This window comes from Streptomyces sp. WM6372, assembly GCF_001279655.1.
GTDB lineage: Bacteria > Actinomycetota > Actinomycetes > Streptomycetales > Streptomycetaceae > Streptomyces.
Genome location: NZ_LGDB01000127.1, coordinates 38,215 through 56,170, shown reverse-complemented (window position 1 = coordinate 56,170; position 17,956 = coordinate 38,215). Strand labels below are relative to the sequence as shown.

14 protein-coding genes are annotated in these 17,956 nt (G+C 73.8%); 2 read left to right on the top strand and 12 right to left on the bottom strand.

The window, feature by feature from the left end; genetic code table 11:
• Positions 1–205: 205 nt before the first annotated feature.
• Entirely contained in the window at positions 206–1,459 is a 1,254-nt protein-coding gene (locus ADK52_RS11395) for an NADH:flavin oxidoreductase/NADH oxidase family protein (protein ID WP_053689643.1), read from the top strand.
• A gap of 109 nt (positions 1,460–1,568) precedes the next feature.
• On the opposite strand, the gene ADK52_RS11390 is transcribed toward ADK52_RS11395, so the two are convergent.
• The 6 genes from ADK52_RS11390 to ADK52_RS11365 all read right to left on the bottom strand — a co-directional run bounded on the left by ADK52_RS11390 (position 1,569) and on the right by ADK52_RS11365 (position 8,830).
• A complete protein-coding gene (locus ADK52_RS11390) occupies positions 1,569–2,768 on the bottom strand; it encodes an MAB_1171c family putative transporter (protein WP_053689642.1) in 1,200 nt (399 codons plus the stop codon).
• Positions 2,765–4,207 carry an NAD(P)/FAD-dependent oxidoreductase gene (locus ADK52_RS11385; RefSeq protein WP_053689641.1) on the bottom strand — a complete coding sequence of 481 codons (1,443 nt, stop codon included), beginning with the start codon at positions 4,205–4,207 and terminating at the stop codon, positions 2,765–2,767. Before ADK52_RS11385 ends, ADK52_RS11390 begins: the two co-directional genes overlap by 4 nt.
• A gap of 109 nt (positions 4,208–4,316) precedes the next feature.
• Positions 4,317–4,880, bottom strand: coding sequence for a toxin-antitoxin system, toxin component (locus ADK52_RS11380; RefSeq protein WP_147419994.1), 564 nt, complete (start codon positions 4,878–4,880; stop codon positions 4,317–4,319).
• A complete protein-coding gene (locus ADK52_RS11375) occupies positions 4,877–5,896 on the bottom strand; it encodes a hypothetical protein (RefSeq protein ID WP_053689639.1) in 1,020 nt (339 codons plus the stop codon). The genes ADK52_RS11380 and ADK52_RS11375 overlap by 4 nt, the downstream gene beginning before the upstream one ends.
• A gap of 279 nt (positions 5,897–6,175) precedes the next feature.
• Entirely contained in the window at positions 6,176–6,979 is an 804-nt protein-coding gene (locus ADK52_RS11370; RefSeq protein ID WP_053689638.1) for a helix-turn-helix domain-containing protein, read from the bottom strand.
• A 36-nt stretch (positions 6,980–7,015) separates the two neighbouring features.
• Complete coding sequence (locus ADK52_RS11365; protein WP_053689637.1) at positions 7,016–8,830, bottom strand: hydroxysqualene dehydroxylase; 1,815 nt, start codon at positions 8,828–8,830, stop codon at positions 7,016–7,018.
• A 214-nt stretch (positions 8,831–9,044) separates the two neighbouring features.
• On the opposite strand from ADK52_RS11365, the gene ADK52_RS11360 reads away from it, so the two are divergent.
• Positions 9,045–9,350, top strand: a complete 306-nt coding sequence (locus ADK52_RS11360) for a 4a-hydroxytetrahydrobiopterin dehydratase (protein WP_053689636.1) — start codon at positions 9,045–9,047, stop codon at positions 9,348–9,350.
• Between the two features lie 31 nt (positions 9,351–9,381).
• Here ADK52_RS11360 and ADK52_RS11355 read toward each other — a convergent pair whose 3' ends face one another.
• The 6 genes from ADK52_RS11355 to ADK52_RS11330 all read right to left on the bottom strand — a co-directional run bounded on the left by ADK52_RS11355 (position 9,382) and on the right by ADK52_RS11330 (position 17,745).
• Positions 9,382–9,807: an RICIN domain-containing protein gene (locus ADK52_RS11355; protein WP_053689635.1), complete on the bottom strand. Its 426-nt coding sequence runs from the start codon at positions 9,805–9,807 to the stop codon at positions 9,382–9,384.
• Between the two features lie 7 nt (positions 9,808–9,814).
• Positions 9,815–10,663 (bottom strand): aldo/keto reductase, encoded by an 849-nt coding sequence (locus ADK52_RS11350; RefSeq protein WP_053689634.1) that lies wholly within the window; start codon positions 10,661–10,663, stop codon positions 9,815–9,817.
• Between the two features lie 200 nt (positions 10,664–10,863).
• Positions 10,864–11,640, bottom strand: coding sequence for an ABC transporter ATP-binding protein (locus ADK52_RS11345; protein WP_053689633.1), 777 nt, complete (start codon positions 11,638–11,640; stop codon positions 10,864–10,866).
• Positions 11,637–14,522: an ABC transporter permease subunit gene (locus tag ADK52_RS11340; RefSeq protein WP_053689632.1), complete on the bottom strand. Its 2,886-nt coding sequence runs from the start codon at positions 14,520–14,522 to the stop codon at positions 11,637–11,639. Before ADK52_RS11340 ends, ADK52_RS11345 begins: the two co-directional genes overlap by 4 nt.
• 10 nt (positions 14,523–14,532) lie before the next feature.
• Positions 14,533–15,798 (bottom strand): ABC transporter substrate-binding protein, encoded by a 1,266-nt coding sequence (locus ADK52_RS11335; RefSeq protein WP_053689631.1) that lies wholly within the window; start codon positions 15,796–15,798, stop codon positions 14,533–14,535.
• Positions 15,799–15,921: 123 nt separating this feature from the next.
• Positions 15,922–17,745, bottom strand: a complete 1,824-nt coding sequence (locus ADK52_RS11330; RefSeq protein WP_053689630.1) for an AMP-dependent synthetase/ligase — start codon at positions 17,743–17,745, stop codon at positions 15,922–15,924.
• Between the last annotated feature and the right edge of the window lie 211 nt (positions 17,746–17,956).

Below are 17,956 nucleotides of genomic sequence, written 5' to 3'. Positions count from 1 at the left end.
CCCGAACGGGAACCCCGTACGGGAACGCTCCGTACGCGAACGCACCGTACGGGTGACGCCCCGGGCCCCTCGGCCCGGGGCGTTCCGCGTTCCGGGGTGTCCGGAATCTTGCGGCCGGAGCCTGACGGGCGCCGGGGAGCGGGCGGTATCTTTTGCGCCGGGGCGCGCGATGACACGTGCAACACGTTTCCTGGGGAGACTGCTGATGGACCTGTTCACGCCACTGGAGCTGCCCAACGGCACCACCCTGCCGAACCGCCTCGCGAAGGCGGCCATGGAGGAGAGCCTCGCCGGGGCCGGCCAGCTCCCGGACGAGCGCATCGAGCGCCTCTACCGCCGCTGGGCGCGGGGCGGCGCCGGACTCCTGATCACCGGGAACGTGATGGTCGACCGCCGGGCGCTGACCGCGCCGGGCACCATCGTCCTCGACGCCCGCTCCCCGCTCGCCCCCTTCCGCCGCTGGGCCGAGGCCGCGTCCGGTGGCGGCGGCCGGGTCTGGATGCAGATCAACCACCCGGGCCGGCAGGTCGGCTCCGAGATGCCTGGCACGGCCTGGGCACCTTCCGACATAGGGGTGAGCCTCGGCAAGCACACCAAGCGCTTCGCCCGCCCCACCGCGATGACCGAGGCGGACATCGAGGCCACCGTCGCCCGGTTCGCCGTCACGGCCCGGCGGGCCGAGGAGGCCGGGTTCGACGGGGTGCAGATCCACGCCGCCCACGGCTACCTGATCAGCCAGTTCCTCTCCCCGCTGGTCAACCGGCGCACCGACCGCTGGGGCGGCGGCCTGGAGAACCGGGTCCGGCTGCTCACCGAGGTCGTCCGGGCCGTCCGCGCGCAGGCCGGCCCCGGCTTCGCGGTCGGCGTCAAGCTCAACACCGCCGACTTCCAGCGCGGCGGCTTCGACACCGAGGACGCGGCGCAGGTCCTCGCGGCCCTCGGCGGCCTCGGCGTCGACCTGGTCGAACTGTCCGGCGGCAGCGTCGAGAGCCCCGCGACCCTGGGCCGCACCGCCGATCTGCGCACCCTTGAGCGGGAGGCGTACTTCCTCTCCTTCGCCGAGCAGTTCCTGGACGCGGCCACGATGCCGCTGATGCTGACCGGCGGGATAGGCCGGCAGGAGACCGCGCGGAAGGTCCTGGCGCGCGGGGTGTCCGTCGTCGGGCTCGCCTCGGCGCTGGCGTTCCGCCCCGACCTGCCGGCCCGCTGGCGCGCCGGGGAAGACGTACGGGTGCTCGTGGAGCGGCTGCGGTGGAAGGACCGGGACCTGGCCGGCGCCGCGCTGCTGGCCTTCGTACGGTTCCAGCTGCACCGGCTGGCGCGCGGACTGGAGCCGCGCCCGGAGGCCTCCCCGCGGGCCACGTTCGCCCTCGACCAGCTCCAGCACTGGCGCCGGGTACGGGCGTACGGGGCCTGGCTCGCCCGCAATCCCGAGCCCGAGGACGCCCTCGTCGGCTGAGACCGGCGCGGGCGGCCCGCCGACGGTGCGGGCCGCGGGCGGGCAGCCCGCCCCCGGTCCGGGCCGCGGGCGTCCGCCGCCCGCGCCGGCCGCCGCGGGCCCCAGAGCCTCAGAGCGCGGCCGGGTCCCGCCGTACGGCCGCCACGATGGGGGAGGTGCGGAACTCCCGGGCCAGTGCGGCCAGCGGCCGGGAGTCCAGCCGGTACGGCTCGGGCAGCCCCTGGTCGGCCGCGGCCACCCGGTCGGCGGCTTCGGCGGCTTCGGCGGCCGCGGCCGCCTCCCGGCGCCGGCAGGCCGCGGCGAGCATGGCCGCGTCGGCCACGACCGAAGCCCGCGACTCGCACAGGCCCTGGCCGAGGGCGGCCTCGTACGCGGCGCCCCGTACGGCCGGGTCGAACCAGCAGGCCAGGGCCAGGATCCCGTCGTCGATCACCGATTCGCGGTGGATCAGCCGGATCCCGATCGGCGACCACCAGGTCAGCGGCACCGTCGTCACGCTCGACGCGGCGAAGCCGCGCAGCGCCTTCCACAGCGGGTGCAGCCGCCGGTACCGGCTGAAGTCCCGCCAGGCCGCCGAGCCGCCGACCAGCGGGACGATGAACCCCGAGCCCACCATCAGCGCGGCGGCGGAGGCGAACGGCGGGGCCACGTACGTGGACAGGCCGTCCCAGTCACGGCCCGCCCAGCGGGCGCCGACCGCCGCCCACTTCGCGACCAGGTAGCACAGGTCCAGCACCCCGCCGAGCACGATCAGGGCCAGTCCGGTGCGCAGCGGACGCAGCGAGGGGCGCACGCGCAGCAGCCACTTCCAGCACAGCAGGGTCAGCGTCGAACTGCCCACGGTGTGCGCGAGCAGGTAGCAGACGATCATCTCGCGCAGCCAGGGCGTGTTCGCGTAGTACGTGTCCAGGTCGCGCAGGCGCTCCACGGGCGCGTCGCCGATCGTGAACAGGACGACGATGAGCAGCGTGACGGCGCCGAACACGGCCACCGTCAGCCGGGTGGCCCGGCGTACGACGGCGGGCGGGCCACCGCCCCACTGCAGGACCAGGACGATGCACGAGCCCGAGAACGCGGTCAGCACGCTGTACACCAGTGGGGCCGAGAAGTTGACGATCCCGGTGAGCCGGTTGACCGCGGAGATCGTCGGCGGCGCCGCCAGGAACATGACGAGGCAGCCGACGACGAGCAGGGTGCACACGGCCCGCATGAGCGGCTGGTCCCAGCCCCGGCGCAGGGTCGGCGCTTTGATCAGCAGCGCCAGGATCATCACCGACCCGGGAACGTAGAGGATGAGACCGTCGTTCATCGCGCCTGACCGACGGGTCCCACGGGATCGACCGGTCCGGACCCCTGGTCGAGGCCCGCGACGGCCCGCTCCGCCGCGGTCAGCGGCGGCGCCTTCAGCGCGCCCTGGTCCGAGGCGCGCAGCACCCGCCAGACCACCGAGGGGCGCAGCCAGTACGCGGGGGTGCTGCTCATGGTGATGACCTGGAGGAACGCGGCGGTCAGCGCCTCCCGCGTGGTGGCCCCGGTCATCAGCCGGTTGACGTACGCGTTGAGCAGCCCGAGACCGGCCCGCGGCTTCATGCCGGTGGCCCCCGGGTACAGGATGTCCTGCGAGGTGGCGAGCTCCCAGGCGGTGGACACCTGCGGGACGAGCGCGCGCTGCGCCTCGCGGCCGAAGGAGGGATGGGCGAGCCCCTGGGTGCGCAGCAGGGTCCGTACGGCCAGCAGCCCCTGCGCGGCGACGGTCATGCCCTGCCCGTACAGCGGGTTGAAGGTGGCGACGGAGTCGCCGACGGCGAAGAACCCGTCGGGCAGGTCCGCCTTCTCGAAGTAGACCCGGCGGTTGGCGGTGCCCTGGGTGACGGCTATGTCGCTCAGGGGCTTCCTGCCGGCGAGGAGCTCGCCGACGATCGGGTCGCGCAGGCCCTTGGCGAACGGGATGAACCGCTCGGGGTCGCCGGTGGGCTGGCCGCCGCGGGTGCCGGACAGGGTGGCCTGCCACTGGCCGTTCTCGATGGGGACGATCGTCGCGGTCTGGCCGGGTACGTACACCCGCGGGTCGGACTGCACGTTGACGATCGGGAAGCCCATCTCGTGCGCCCCGGCGGGGGCTTCGAAGATCCGTGTCGCGTACACCAGGCCGGAGTCGACCTGGGCCTGTCTGATCCCGCCGACCCCCAGCTCCTGGAGCCAGGCCCGGGCCCGGGAGCCGCGCCCGCTCGCGTCGACCACGAGGTCGGCGGTCACCAGCCGGTCCTGCTCCCCGGGGGTGTCGACGCGGACGCCGGTGACGCGGGCCGCCGTGCCCTCCAGGGCCCGTACGCGGCTCCGCTGGAGCGTGGTGACACCGCGCAGGCCGGTCACCCGGGCGCGGACCACCGCGTCGAGGAGGTCGCGGCTGCACGAGATGTTGAACTGCTTCTCCCCGCACCGCGGGATCCAGCCCTGGGCGGTCATGGTGACCAGGTCGGTGGGCAGGCTGCGGCGGATCGCGCCGGCCGCCGTCCACGCGTCGGTGATGCCCGGGAGTATCTTCTCGATGGCGCGCGCCCCGCCCGACCACATGACGTGGACGTGGCGGGCCTGCGGGAGTCCGCGCCGCGGCGCCGGGCTGTCGGGCAGCGTGTCGGCGTCGATGATCGTGACCGTCGCGTGCTCGGCGAGCACGGCCGCCGCGAGCAGGCCGGCCATGCTGCCGCCGATGACGACGGCGTGGCGGGGCGGGGAGGACTGGGTCATCGTGGTGCTCTCTGTCAGGGCCGTGCGGGGGCAGCGGCGCGCGTGAGGTGCGTCGGGAGGGGGAGGCGCCGGTCGCCGGGGCGTCATCGGTACGCCGCGGGGGCCTGTCTCAACGGCCCCATCCGAGCGAGGTCTTGATGCGCTCGATCGCCTCGGGGAACCGCTCCTCGCGGGGCTCCGGCAAGTACGCCTTGAGGACTTGGCCGAGGTACAGGCCGAAGGTCTCGGCCCGGATCTCCGCCGGATCCTCCCGGTCGGCGCGAGCGGCCGCCTGCCGGACCACGCTGCCCAGTCCGGTCTCCGAGTGGAGTAACTCCGCGAGGTCGCCCCGGTCTCCGGTGAGCCGGGCCGCCACGGCCATGCCCGGGCCGTGGCTGTCGCAGGTGCCTTCCTCCAGGTGCCATAACTCGTGGCAGGCGATCACGAGTTGGTGCTCGGGCCGGGTGCGCTCCTCGATGACGAGCAGGTCGCGCTCTTCCATCTCCAGCCACAGCCCGCTGGCCGTGTCGGGCGGGAATCCGGCGAACCGGAACTCCACCGGCCGGCCGCCGCGCCTGCGGCCGTACGCGGCGCACAGGCTCCCGATGATCCCGGCGGCATCGGCCGGCCGCGCCAGACGCGCTTCCGCCAGCAGATCTCCGCCGAGTTTCCGCATGGTGCGTGTGGTCCTCATGGTGCTCCCCCCTCGGCAGCCTTACGGTCGTCCGGCACCGCCGTGCGGCCCGCGCTCTCGCGTGTCAGCTGTCCCTCGCGTGCCAGCAGGTCGTCGAGGTGGTCGGCCAGTGACTTCCAGCCCGCCGGGGAGAGCCGCCCGGCGCGCGTGACGATGCTCCGTACATCGTGCGCCCGCAGGACGGCCAGCATCGGGTTCTCCGTGCTGCGTTCGGCGGTTTCCAGCTCGTGCTCGATCCCGGCGAGGGCGGTGGCGAGCGCCTCGCTGTCGTCGGCCAGCAGGAAGCCGCCGTCGACCCCGTAGAAGCGCTGGATCCCGGCGGCCGCCGCGAGGTTGGGCAGGCCCTCGCCGCGCGCGAGGCGGGTCAGCGACTGCCCCGACGCGTAGAAGGAGTGGGCGATGGCGGCGAGGGAGTGGGCCTGGCCGTCCGCGCGCGGCCGGGTGCGCCGCAGGTGCTCGAAGCGCCGCCGGACCTGCTCCTTCAGCGGCAGCCGTGGCGGTCTGCCGTCGAGGGTGAGCCGGATGTCCTGCGGGTCCATGCCCGTCAGGTACGAGAGGTGCCCGAGGTCCGCCGAGGCGTCGGGGCCTGCGGTGGAGAGGGCGTGTTCCACGGCGCACTGGCTGTCCGCGAGGAGGAAGCCGGCGTAGACCCCGAAGAACCGCTGCACGCCCGCCGCGTGGCCGAGCCGGGGCAGTCCGGTGCCCGCGTTGAGGGGGCCGAGGGAGGCGCCGGGCGCCTGGAAGTCCTCCGCGATGGCGGCCAGCGACCACTCCCGGCCGTGCTTGTCGCGGCGGGTGGCCCGCAACCGCAGGAAGCGCCGGTGCACCCGCAGGCACAGGGGTACTTCGGGTGCGGTCCCGGCCACGACCTGCGGGATGAGCGCGGGTTCGACCCCGCACAGCCGGCTCAGCCGCTCCGGGCACAGCACCTCGGCCGGATCCCGGCCGCTCCGCTCGGCCGATGACGCGACGCGGGCCCACACGGAGGCCAGATCGGGTCGGTCGGCGGCTGGCACCGTGAGGTTCTCCGTATGTCGAGAGGACGTTCGAGGGCTTCGGCTGGGTGCAGCGTAGCCCTCCGCCCGTCGCCGAAACAGGCGAATCCCAACCTTTCTTGCGATGTGAGTCAAAGAAGGTTGGCACGCCACGTGCCGCCGCACCCACCACCGGAACCGGCATGACCGCGGAGGTAATCGACCGCGGCGGGAGGCGGCGGCACAGTGGGGGCAACGGGTTCCGGAGCCGCGCACTCGGCCCCGGGGCCCGTCTCCTGGTCGGCGCTGCGGACCGGGGCCTCAGGGCCCCAGCGAGCGCAGGTACTTCGCCGTCGCCGGGTCGGCCGGCAGCAGCGTCTCGATGGCCAGTTCGGCGACGGTCACGTCCATCGGCGTGTTGAACGTCGCGATGGAGGACACGAAGGAGAGCAGGTGTCCGTCGTGCTCGATCAGCAGCGGCAGCGCGATGGACGCGGCGCCCTCACCGGGTCCGTCGCCTGCCCCGGCGTCCCGCGGCCCGGCTTCGGCCGGATACGCGGACACCTCCTCGTACAGCGCGCGCAGCGGCGCCGAGCGGGACAGCGCGATCTGCCGCTCCATCTGGGCCAGCAGGTGCCCGCGCCACTCCGGGAGGTTGCGGATCCGCGGGGCGAGGCCCTCCGGATGCAGGGTGATCCGCATGGCGTTCAGCGGCGGGACCAGCAGGTGCCGGGGCAGCCCGTCGAGCAGCATCGCGATGCCGCGGTTGGCCGCGACGACGCCGTACGTGGCGTCCACGACAAGCGCCGGATACGGCTCGTAGCCGGTCAGCAGCCGCTCCAGGCCCTCGCGCAGCGTCCCCATCGACGGGTCGTCCAGCGGGGTCTGCGCGTAGTGCGGGGCGTAACCGGCCGCGAGCAGCAGCGCGTTGCGTTCGCGGACCGGTACGTCGAGGTGGTCCGCGAGCCGCAGGACCATCTCCTTGCTCGGCCGGGACCGGCCGGTCTCGATGAAGCTGATGTGCCGGGACGAGGAGTCGGCGCGGCCCGCCAGCTCCAGCTGGCTGATGCCGCGCCGCTCCCGCCAGGTGCGCAGCAGGGCTCCTACGGACGGGGTCGAGGTCATGCGCACGACGTTAGCGGAGCGTGCGCACGCCGCGGCTCAGCCCAGGTCGAAGACGTTGCGCAGGCCGAGCCGGTGGCGCCACAGGTCGTGGCGCTTGAAGGACTCCACCTCCGGGGACCGGTACATCGGCAGGACCGCGCACCGCTGCGCCGGTGAACCGTCCCGCTCCAGCAGGGCGTTGACGGCGGCCCGGGCCGAGGCGTTGGCGCCCTCCATCGTCGCGAGGTCGATGTCGACGGCCACGTAGTCCCCGCTGAGGAAGAAGTTGGGGATGCGGGTGGCCGCGCTCGGCCGGTTGTGGAAGGTGCCCGTGGGGTGGATCAGCAGCTGGTCCTGGTTGGTCGGGTTCGGGGTGCCGAGCCCGTCCACGCCCGGGTCCAGGAACCACGAGTGCAGGGTGCGGTCGGTCAGCAGGGTCTTCCCGGTGTCGTTGAGGGAGGCCTTGAGCTGCGCCCACACCTCGCGGGCGACCTCGTCGCGGGTGCACTGCTTGGCCGTCTTCCCGTACAGGATCCCCGGCTTGTCCCAGTCCGAGATGTCCACCGACAGGCAGTCGACCGCCACCCCGTCCCCGTAGTCGGCCGGGAAGTCGCGGGCCGGCCAGTGCTCGGCCTGCTGGATCGCCGTCAACGACCAAGGGGAGTCGATGCAGTTGAGGTGCCCGTGGACGAGGGGCGCACGCTCGGTGAGGTAGAACTGGATGCCGGTCATCCAGTCCGTCTCCAGCCGGTCGCAGCGGCCCAGCATCGGGTCCGCCGCCCGCAGCCCGGCGCTCCAGGTGCGCCGGGCGTGCTCGACCGGCAGCGCGCTGACGTAGTGGTCGGCGGTGACGGTCTGCCGGACCCCGGCCGGGTCCAGGACCCCGACCCCGCTCACGCGGCCGTTCCCGTACTGCACGTCCTGCACCGTCCAGCCGATCCTGAACTCCACGCCGAGCGTGCGCAGATGGGCCTCCCAGGGGTCGATCCAGGCCTCGTTCGTCGGCAGGTTGAGGATCCGGTCCGGCGGCCCGTCCGCCCCGCGTCCGAGGGCGTTGAAGACGAAGGCCTCGCCCAGGGTGCCGACGGTGCGGGTCGATGCCTCCTCGGCCTTGGTCGCGACGATGTTGCGGGTGATGCCGACGGCGAGGATGCGCTGGTACTCGTTCGACATCTGCTCGGCCCGTACGAACTCCCACCAGGGGGTGTTCTCCCAGACCTCGTCGCGGCGCTCGTCGCAGCTGGTGAGGAAGACCAGCACGCGGTCGACGAAGTACGCGGTCTCGTGCGGCGGCAGCCGGACCAGCGACTGGAGGATGCCGGTCAGGGCGCGGCGGATCTCGTCGGGCGTCAGCGCGGCGGGGGAGTGACCCGGCCAGGGGATGGGCGCGCGCAGGTCCTCGCGGCCGGCGGCCCGGGCGAACATCATCTCGGGCGGCGCGACGAGGTTGTCCCACACGCCGTGGGCGTTGCCGGGGAACGGGATGCGCCGCATGGTGTCGGGCAGGTTGTGGTAAATGCCCGGGATGAAGCGGAAGCCGTGCTCGGCGGGCAGCGGCCGGCGGCCGCCGCGGGCGCTGCCGGGGACGTCCATGCTGCGGGCCTTGCCGCCGAGCGCGCGGCGCTCGTACACGGTGACGGCGTAGCCGCGCTCGGCGAGTTCGTGGGCGGCGGTGAGTCCGGCGACCCCGCCGCCGAGGACAGCGACCCGGCGGCCGGCGGTGCCCGGGGACCCGGTCCGGGCCTGGGCGGGGGCGGGCGTCTGGGCGTGGGCGGGGGCGGCCAGGGCCCCGGTGGCTCCCAGCGCCCCGGCGGTGGCCGCCGCCCCCGCGCCGGCGATGAACGTACGTCTCGAACTGCCCGTGCGCGCCATGAGGAAGCCCCTTCGTCCGGGACGTGTTCGTCCAGCTATGCGTTACCGGCGGTAACGGTCACGTCCGGCGCAGGAGCATAGGGGCGTCACCCCCGGCCCGGAAGGCGCGGAAGTACCCGCACGCACTATGGCGCGAAACCTTCCCTCCGGCGTGCGCTGTGGGAACCTTGACTCCACGTCAGAAGTCGGGTCCGAACGGTGAAGGAGCATGCCGATGGCAGACGAGCCGCTTTCGCAGAAGGAGATCGAGGACCGGTTGCGGGAGCTCCCCGGCTGGGCCTTCGAGGACGACCGGATCATCCGCACGTACCGGGTGGGCACCCACTTCGCGGCGAGCGCCCTCGTGGCCCACATCGCCTCGGTCCAGGACGAGTTGAACCATCACTCCGACCTGACCCTCGGCTACAACACGGTCCGGGTGTCCGTGAACACGCACAGCGCGGGTGACGCCGTCACCGGCGCCGACTTCGCGCTCGCCGAGCGCGTCGAGGCCCTCGCCCCCGCACATGGGGCGAGCTGACACGTCCGCGCGGGTGGGGTCCGCCACCTCCTCAGGCGGGGTCCAGCCGCCACCACTGGGCGGGGGAGTCGCTGTCCTCGCACTGGCGGGCCCGGCCCTCCTCGTCCGCCTCCAGCGGCAGGCCGCTGATGCAGGCGATCAGGGACACCACCCCGGGATCGTCGAGGTGCTCCTCGACGATCCACTCCTGCGCCCCGAACGCGTTCGCCCGCCACACCTGGACCCGGGTGCCGCTCTCCGTCGACGCGTTCGCGACGTCCAGCCGCTTGTCGTTGTGCACGCTGACGATGTGCACGATCCCGCCGCCGCTGTGGACCGGCGAGATCCGCCACTGCCGGGCCGCTGGCGGTGCGGGCGGCCCGTCCGGGCCCACGCCCACCCGGCTGCTGCCCTCCAGCTGGAGCAGCAGGCCGCTGGCGACGTTCCGGATCCGGTAGACCCCGTCGGGCAGGCTCATCCGGGGCTCAGATGTCGAATTCGGCCGGGTCCGGCCCGATCCGCCCGGCCGAGGCTCCCCGGCCCAGCGCGTCCAGCGCGGCGAGGTCGTCGGCGTCCAGCTCGAAGCCGAACACGTCCAGGTTCTCCCGGATCCGCGCCGGGGTCACCGACTTGGGGATCACGACGTTCCCGAGCTGCAGGTGCCAGCGCAGCACCACCTGGGCGGGGGAGCGCCCGTGCCGGGCGGCGGTCTCGACGACGGCCGGGAGCGTCAGCAGCTCCTTGCCCTGGCCGAGCGGGGACCAGGCCTCGGTGGTGATGCCGAGCTTCGCGTGCAGGGCGCGCAGCTCGGCCTGCGGGAAGAGCGGGTGCAGCTCGATCTGGTTCACGGCCGGGACCAGCGCGCTCTCGGCCCCGAGCCGTTCCAGGTCGGCGGGGCGGAAGTTGGACACTCCGACGGCGCGGGCGCGGCCGCTCTCCGCGATCTCCTCGAAGGTCTTCCAGATGGTGAGGAAGTCGTCGCGCATCGGGCGCGGCCAGTGGATCAGGTACAGGTCGAGGTGGTCGAGGCCCAGCTTGGCGAGGGAGCCGTCCAGCGCGCGCAGCACGTCGTCGCGCTGCCAGGTGCGGGAGCGGTCGTTCCACAGCTTGGTGGTGATGAACAGCTCCTCGCGCGGCAGCCCGGAGGCGGCGATCGCCCGGCCGGTGCCCGTCTCGTTGCGGTAGGCGGCCGCCGTGTCGATGCTCCGGTACCCCGCCTCCAGCGCGGCCCCGACCGCCTGCGCGGCCTCGGAGTCCGGTACCTGGAAGACGCCGTACCCGAGCTGGGGCATGGGCGTGCCGTTGTTGAGCCGGATGGCGGGGACGTCGTTCACGTCTTGCTGTTCCCTCGGGTCGACGGGCTGGGGCGTACGGGCCGGAGCGTACGGACCGGGGTGTACGGACGTACGGACCGGCGGGCGTACGGGCCTACGGACGTACGGGCCTACGGACGTACGGGCGTCCGAGGGGCGACAGCCGGCCGCCCCCGCGAGCGTATTCCCGCCGAGGCGGCCCACCCGGACCGGACACACCGTCAGGACACCCCCAGATAGGCCTCCCGGACCAGCGGATCGGCCCGGACTGCGGCCGGTGAGCCCTCGGCGAGGACGATGCCGAGGTCCAGGACCACCACCCGGGTACAGAGCTCCATGACGAACGCCACGTCGTGCTCCACCAGCAGCACCGCGCACCCCTCCTCCCCGGCCAGCCGCCGGACGACCCCCGCGAGCTGCTCGCGCTCGGGCGCCGACAGACCGGACGCGGGCTCGTCCAGCAGCAGCACGCGCGGCGGATCGGCCACCGCGCGGGCCAGCTCGACCATGCGGGCCTGGCCGACCGGCAGCCCGCCCGCGTACGCCGCCCCCAGCGCGCCGATCCCGCAGGACGCCAGCACCCGCTCGCCGCGCTCGCGCCGTTCCCGCTCCCGCCGGCGCCGCGCCGGCGCCCCGAGGAGGTCGGCGGCGAGGCCGCCCCCGCCGCCGCGCCACTCCTGCGCGACCAGGAGGTTCTCGGCCACGCTGAGCTGCCCGAACAACTGCTGCCGCTGGAACGTCCGGCGCATCCCGTGCCGGGCCCGCCAGACCGGGGAGCGGCGGGTGATGTCCGCCCCGTCCAGCAGCATCCGCCCCCGGTCGGGCCGCCGGATCCCGGACAGGACATCGAACAGGGTGGTCTTCCCGGCCCCGTTGGGGCCGATCAGCCCGCACACCTCCCCGGCCCGGACCCCGAGGTCCACCCCGGTCAGCGCCTTCACGCCGCCGAACCGGACGCTGATGCCGGAGCCCTCCAGTACGTACGGCGCCGCCGTCATGTCGCCCTCCCCAGGTAGGCCGCGGTGAGCCGGTCGGCCTCCACCTCGGCGCGCGGCCCGCACCAGGTGACCCGGCCCCGGGAGAGGTACGCGACGGTGTCGGCGACCCCGAGGATCCCGGCGGCCTTCTCCTCGACGAGCAGCAGCGCGGCCCCGGCGTCGCGGAGCTCGGTGAGCAGCGCGTACACCTCCTCCACCACCCGCGGGGCCAGCCCCATGGACGGCTCGTCGGCGATCAGCACCTCGGGCGGCCGCTGGAGCAGCGGAGCGAGGGCCAGCATCTGCTGCTCACCGCCGGACAGGGCCCCGGCGGCCACCCCGCGCCGCTCGGCGAGCCGGGGGAAGCGGTCGTAGACGCAGGTCCGCGCGTCCGCCTCGCGGAGGTGGAGCGCGAGGTTCTCCTCGACGGTCAGCGCCGGGAAGATCCCCCGCCCCTCGGGGGCCAGCAGCACCCCGCTCCGGGCCCGCCGCACGGGCCCGTCACGGGTCGCGTCCCGCCCCCGTACGAGGACCGCCCCGCCTTCGGCGGGCAGCAGGCCGGCGGCGACCCGGCAGGCGGTGCTCTTCCCGGCCCCGTTCGGCCCGAGCACGACGAGGATCTCCCCCCTGCGGACGGCGAGATCGACCCCGTGCAGGACGAGCCCGCCGTCGTACCCGGCGGTGACGCCGCGCAACTCCAGGACGGAGCCCGGCCCGGCCGGCCCGGCCGGCGTCCGAGGCCCGTGGGTACGGGGCCGGAGCCCCCGCAAGGGCTCCGGGCGCAGCCCGGTTCCGGGAAGGGGCGGGGCGGGGGAGAGTCCCGCAGGGCCAGGCTCCGGCTCCGGCCCGGCAGCCCCCGTACCCCCGCCCGAGGAACCGGTACCTCCACCGGCAGCCCCCGTACCCCGGCCTGAGGCACCGGTACCTCCACCTGAGGCACCGGCACCCCCGCCTGAGGCACCGGCACCCCCGCCGTAGGCACCGGCCCGCCGCCTCGCCCACCGCACCGGAACCGCGGCGCAATACCCGTCCGGATCGTTGGCCAAGGCCAGCCCCGCCAGCCCGAACAGGATCACCGGCAGGTGCGCGGACTCCGTCGCGTAGTCCGCCAGGACCCGCGGGGCCACCGCGAAGACCAGCCCCGCCACCACCGCGTACTGCGGCCGCCGCACCCCCGCCGCCACCACCACCGCCAGCCACACCAGCCCCGTCATGGCGGTGAAGTCCGTCGCCGTGATCCGGGTGTTGTACGAAGCGACCAGCACGCCCCCGAATCCCGCCAGCCCCGCCGACACCGTGAACAGCAGCAGCTTCGTCCGCAGGACGGACACCCCCGAGGCCATCGCCGCGGCCGGCGCCGACCGCACGGCCAGCATCGCCCGCCCCGAGGGCGAGTTCCGCAGCGCGCTCAGCCCGGCCCCGCACACCGCGACGACCACCACCAGCGCCACCCCCAGCGCCCGGTCGTCGCCGAGGTCCACCGGCCCGAACACCGGCCGCGGGACGGACCACCCGGAGTCCCCGTTCCGCAGCCACCGCATCTGGAACAGCACCTGGTCCGCGAGGAACGCCAGCGCCAGCGTCGCCAGGGCCAGCGTCCGCCCGCCCAGCCGCAGCGCCGGCAGTGCGACCAGCGCCCCGAGCACCGCCGCCACGCAGGTGCCCACCGCCAGCGCCGCCACGAACGGCCAGCCCCGGCTCATCAGCAGCCCCGCCACCAGCGCGGCCCCGGTCACGAACGTGCCCTGCGCCAGCGAGACCATCGCCCCGAGCCCGGTCACCACGGTGAAGGACATGAACACCAGGCCGAGGGCCAGCCCCTGTGCGAGCAGCCCGCTCCAGAACGGCGTGGTCACGGTGTAGAAGGCCACGCCCAACGCCCCGGCGGCCACCGCCCACACCCCCCATCGGCGGCCCCACGAAGCCCCCGCCAGATGGTCCGCGGGAGCCGCGTCCGGGCCGCCCGCGTCTCCCGCCGCGGTCCCCGCCGTCCGCCCCCGCCGGGCCAGCACCAGCAGCCCGCCGAACAGGATCAGGAACGGCACCGCCGTCCGGAACCCGGTGATCCCCTCGGCGAACGAGGCGTACCCGGCCACCAGGTTCTGCAGTACCCCGAGCCCCAGCCCGCCCGCGAACGCGAGCGGCACGGACGCGAACCGCCCGATCACCGCCGCCGTCGCCGAGACGAACAGGAACAGGGTGAAGTCGTGCGCCGACAGCCCCAGCAGCGGCGTCGCCAGCACCCCCGCCAGCCCCGCCAGCGCGGACGAGATCATCCAGGCCACCGAAGACAGCCGGTCGGCGCTGATCCCGCGCAGCTCGGTCAGCGAGCGGTTGTCGACGGCGGCCCGCAGCCGCAGCCCCAGCCGCGTGTGCCGCATCAGCACCCACAGGCCCACCGCCACCACCGCCGTCACCACCCACGTGATCAGCTGGTCGGAGTCGACGCCCACCCCGTCGAGCGGCTGCCAGCTCCGGGCCGGGCTCGGCCCCACCCCCGGCAGCCCGAACTGGTTCTCCGCGGGCTTCACCGGCGCGCCCGCGTCCCCCAGCAGCTCCACGGCCCACAGCCCGGCCGCCGGCAGCGCCACCAGCAGCCCGATCGTGGCGACGATCTGCGCCGTCTCGCCGACCCGCGCGAGCCGCCGGAACATCAGCCGGTCCAGTCCCCATCCGAGCCCGGGGGCCAGTACGCACACGACCAGCAGGGCCGCTGGGACCGCCGGCCAGCCCAGCCCGGAGTGCACCTCGTAGAAGGTCAGCGCGCACAGGTAGGCGGTGGCCCCGTGCGCGAAGTTGAACAGCCCGGACGCCGAGTACGACAGCACCAGCCCGGTGGCCAGCAGTGCGTACAGGGCGCCGGAGACCAGTCCGCTCAGCACGAAGACGAGCAGATCTCCCATGCCGGCGGCCCTACTTGAAGGGGATGGGCCGGCGGCACGAGAAGGGTACGGAGACCTCGTACGCCCCGCCGCGCAGCTGGACGAGTGCCCCGCAGCCGAAGCTGTCCTTCTGCCCCTTGGGCTCCGAGCGGTCGCCGACGAGCGTGCCGGTGTCGGAGAAGCCCTGCGCGGCGGCCTGGAAGGACTCGACGGTCAGGTCCTTGCCCGCCTTCTGCGCAATGGAGACGAACAGGTCGGCCGACATGTACCCGGTGAGCGTGTGCATGCTCAGCGGGACGTCCTGCCCGCCCGCGGCCGCCCTCACGTCGGCCTTGAACTGCGCCATCTTCGGGTCCGCCGACTCGAACGGCTGGAACTGCAACAGGACGTGCACCCCGTCGAGGGCCTGCTTGGTCGCGTCCTTGGCGAGCAGTCCGGGGTCGTAGTCGGTCGGGTCGGAGAGCAGTCCCTGGTAGCCGCTGCGCTTGAGCGCGGTGAACAGGCCGATGTTGTTGGGGGTCTGCATGACCGAGACGACGGCGTCGGGGGCCTTGCCGCCGTTGCTCTCCAGGATCTCCTTCACGTACGCCGACCAGTCGCTCGGCACCGCCGTCGCGGGTACGGAGGCCTTGGCGTAGGCGACCTCGAACCCGGCGGCGGCGAAGCCCTGCTGGAAGGTGCGGATGCCGAACTTCCCGGCGTCGCTGTCGTTCGCGATGACCGCGACGGACTTGCCCTGCGCGCCGCCGAGGAGCTGACCGATGCCCTCGGGCCAGGTCTGGTTGAGGGTGCCGCCGGGGGAGGGGACCAGGCAGCCGTTGAACCCGTAGATGTACTCGGGCCCGCAGAAGGAGGGCAGGGTGCCCCAGCCGAAGGTGGGGACCTTCTCCTGTTCCAGGAAGTCGGCGCCCGAGAAGGTGACCGAGCTCATCGGGGCGACCGCGAAGACCTTGTCCTGCTGGACGAGTTTGCGGGCGGCGGCCAGGTTCTTGCCGGGGTCCTGCCCGTCGTCCTCCGCACCCCGGTAGTCGATCTTGCGTCCGTTGATCCCGCCCTCGGCGTTGGCCCTCAGGTACCTGGCCTTCGCGCCGAGGTCGGTGTCCTTCTTGCTGTACCCGCTGGCGGAGGTCATGGAGACGATCCCGCCGACCTTGATCGAGTCGGCGCTCACGCCGCGGGAGTTGCCGGCGGCGCTCCCGGGCTTGCCGGGGGAGGAGCTGGTGGAGGCGGAGTTGCAGGCGGAGACGAGCGCGAGCGCCGCCGCCGCGGCGGCCAGGGTGCGGATCGGTCGCAGCATGGGTGGGATCCCCTCCGGTCGGAATCCCCGCATTCTGTGCGCGACCTGACGACTCGTCAATATCGCTGACGAGAAGAAATGACGGATCGTCAGCTAGCGTGCGAGAGGGCGCGTCGACGCTCGTCAGGGCTGGTAGAGGGCCGCCACCTCCTGCGCGTACGCCTTCTCGATCGCCCGCCGCTTCAGCTTCAGCGAGGGCGTCAGCAGACCCCGTTCCTCCGTGAACTGCTCCGCCAGCACCCGGAAGGTGCGGATCGCCTCGGCCTGCGAGACCAGCGTGTTCGCGGCCACCACCGCCCGCCGCACCTCCGCCGTCAGATCCGGGTCGTGGACCAGCTGCGCCGCCGGCAGCTGCGGACGCCCGCGCATCGACAGCCAGTGCGCAATCCCCTCCATGTCCAGCGTGAGCAGCGCGGCCACGTACGGCCGGTCGTTGCCGACCAGTACGCACTGCGCGACCAGCGGATGCGAACGCACCCGCTCCTCCAGGGCGGTCGGCGAGACGCTCTTGCCGTTGGACGTCACCAGGATCTCCTTCTTGCGCCCGGTGATCGTGAGGTACCCGTCCTCGTCGAGGCGCCCCAGGTCCCCGGTCGCCAGCCAGCCGTCCCGCAGCACCGCCTCCGTGGAGCGCGGGTCGTTCAGGTACCCGGCGAACACGTGGCTCCCGTGCAGCCACACCTCCCCGTCCTCGGCGATGTGCACCGTACTGCCCGGGATCGGCCGGCCCACCGTGCCGTACTTCGTCGCGCCCGGCGGGTTCGCGGTGGCCGCCGCGCAGGACTCGGTCAGGCCGTAGCCCTCGAACACCGTGATCCCGGCCCCGTCGAAGAACAGCCCGAGGCGGCGCGACATCGCCGACCCGCCCGACATGGCGTGCCGCACCCGGCCGCCCATCGCCTCGCGGACCTTCCCGTACACCAGCTTCTCGAAGAGCTGGTGTTCCATGCGCAGCCCCGCCGAGGGGCCCGGCCCGGTCCCGAACGCCTTCTGCTCGCGCGCCTCCGCGTACCGTACGGCCGTCTCGACCGCCCGGTCGAAGGGGCCCGTACGCCCCTCAGCCTCCGCCTTGCGGCGGGCCGCCGCGAAGACCTTCTCGAAGACGTACGGGACCCCCAGCACGAACGTCGGCTTGAACGCGGCGAGGTCCGGCAGCAACTCGGCCGCCGCCAGCACCGGCTGGTGCCCCAGCTTCACCCGCGCCCGGACGGCCGCCACCTCCACCATCCGCCCGAAGACGTGGGCGAGCGGCAGGAAGAGCAGGGTGGAGGGCTGCTCCCCGGGCCCGGCCTGGAAGACGGACTCCCAGCGGGCCACCATCGTGTCGGCCTCGTACATGAAATTGCCGTGCGTGAGCACGCAGCCCTTGGGGCGGCCGGTGGTCCCCGAGGTGTAGATGACGGTGGCGACGGCATCGGGGGTGACCGCGGCGCGGTGCCGGTGCACCAGGTCCTCGGCGACCCCGCGGCCGTCCGCGACGAGCGCGTCGACCGCCCCGGCGTCGAGCTGCCACAGCCGCCGCAGGTGCGGCAGCCGCTCGATGACGGACCCGACGGTCATGGCCTGGTCCTCGTCCTCGACGACGCAGGCGGTGCAGTCGGAGTCCTGGAGGATCCAGTGCACCTGCTCGACGGAGGAGGTCGGGTAGACGGGTACGGGCTGGGCGCCGATCGCCCACAGGGCGAAGTCGAACAGGGTCCACTCGTACCGGGTCCGGGACATCACCGCGACCCGCTCCCCGAACCGGACCCCCTGGGCCAGCAGCCCCTTCGCCAGCGCGAGCACCTCGGCGGCGAGCTCCCCGGAGGTCACGTCCCGCCAGACCCCGTCGGTCTTGCGTCCGAGCACCACCCGGCCGGGATCCTCCTGGGCATGGTGGAACACGGCGTCGGCGAGCCCGCCGACGGGCGCCGCAACAACCACTGGTGGGACGGTGATCTCGCGCATGCCCCGCTCCTCTCCGCGCAGCGCGGCGACGCTACCCCACACCTCACCAGGGTTGATCACCGAGCGAAGACCTCCACAAGACCTCCCCAGGGAGGTGTGCAGGCCCGGGGATAGGGAAACTCCCCGCCCCACCACCCCGGAAACACCGAACACCGCCCCGATCCCGGGCCGCACGGGACGGGGCGGCGCGCGCTCGGGGGCGCGGGGCGGC

Bases quoted from the DNA above. Each gene is read 5' to 3' on its own strand.
- ADK52_RS11345 (WP_053689633.1), bottom strand. From the start codon at position 11,640: ATGACGGCGGCGCCGTACGTACTGGAGGGCTCCGGCATCAGCGTCCGG.
- ADK52_RS11365 (WP_053689637.1), bottom strand. From the start codon at position 8,830: ATGGCGCGCACGGGCAGTTCGAGACGTACGTTCATCGCCGGCGCGGGG.
- ADK52_RS11390 (WP_053689642.1), bottom strand. From the start codon at position 2,768: ATGAACGACGGTCTCATCCTCTACGTTCCCGGGTCGGTGATGATCCTG.
- ADK52_RS11360 (WP_053689636.1), top strand. From the start codon at position 9,045: ATGGCAGACGAGCCGCTTTCGCAGAAGGAGATCGAGGACCGGTTGCGG.
- ADK52_RS11370 (WP_053689638.1), bottom strand. From the start codon at position 6,979: ATGACCTCGACCCCGTCCGTAGGAGCCCTGCTGCGCACCTGGCGGGAG.
- ADK52_RS11385 (WP_053689641.1), bottom strand. From the start codon at position 4,207: ATGACCCAGTCCTCCCCGCCCCGCCACGCCGTCGTCATCGGCGGCAGC.
- ADK52_RS11395 (WP_053689643.1), top strand. From the start codon at position 206: ATGGACCTGTTCACGCCACTGGAGCTGCCCAACGGCACCACCCTGCCG.
- ADK52_RS11355 (WP_053689635.1), bottom strand. From the start codon at position 9,807: ATGAGCCTGCCCGACGGGGTCTACCGGATCCGGAACGTCGCCAGCGGC.
- ADK52_RS11335 (WP_053689631.1), bottom strand. From the start codon at position 15,798: ATGCTGCGACCGATCCGCACCCTGGCCGCCGCGGCGGCGGCGCTCGCG.
- ADK52_RS11340 (WP_053689632.1), bottom strand. From the start codon at position 14,522: ATGGGAGATCTGCTCGTCTTCGTGCTGAGCGGACTGGTCTCCGGCGCC.
- ADK52_RS11380 (WP_147419994.1), bottom strand. From the start codon at position 4,880: ATGAGGACCACACGCACCATGCGGAAACTCGGCGGAGATCTGCTGGCG.
- ADK52_RS11330 (WP_053689630.1), bottom strand. From the start codon at position 17,745: ATGCGCGAGATCACCGTCCCACCAGTGGTTGTTGCGGCGCCCGTCGGC.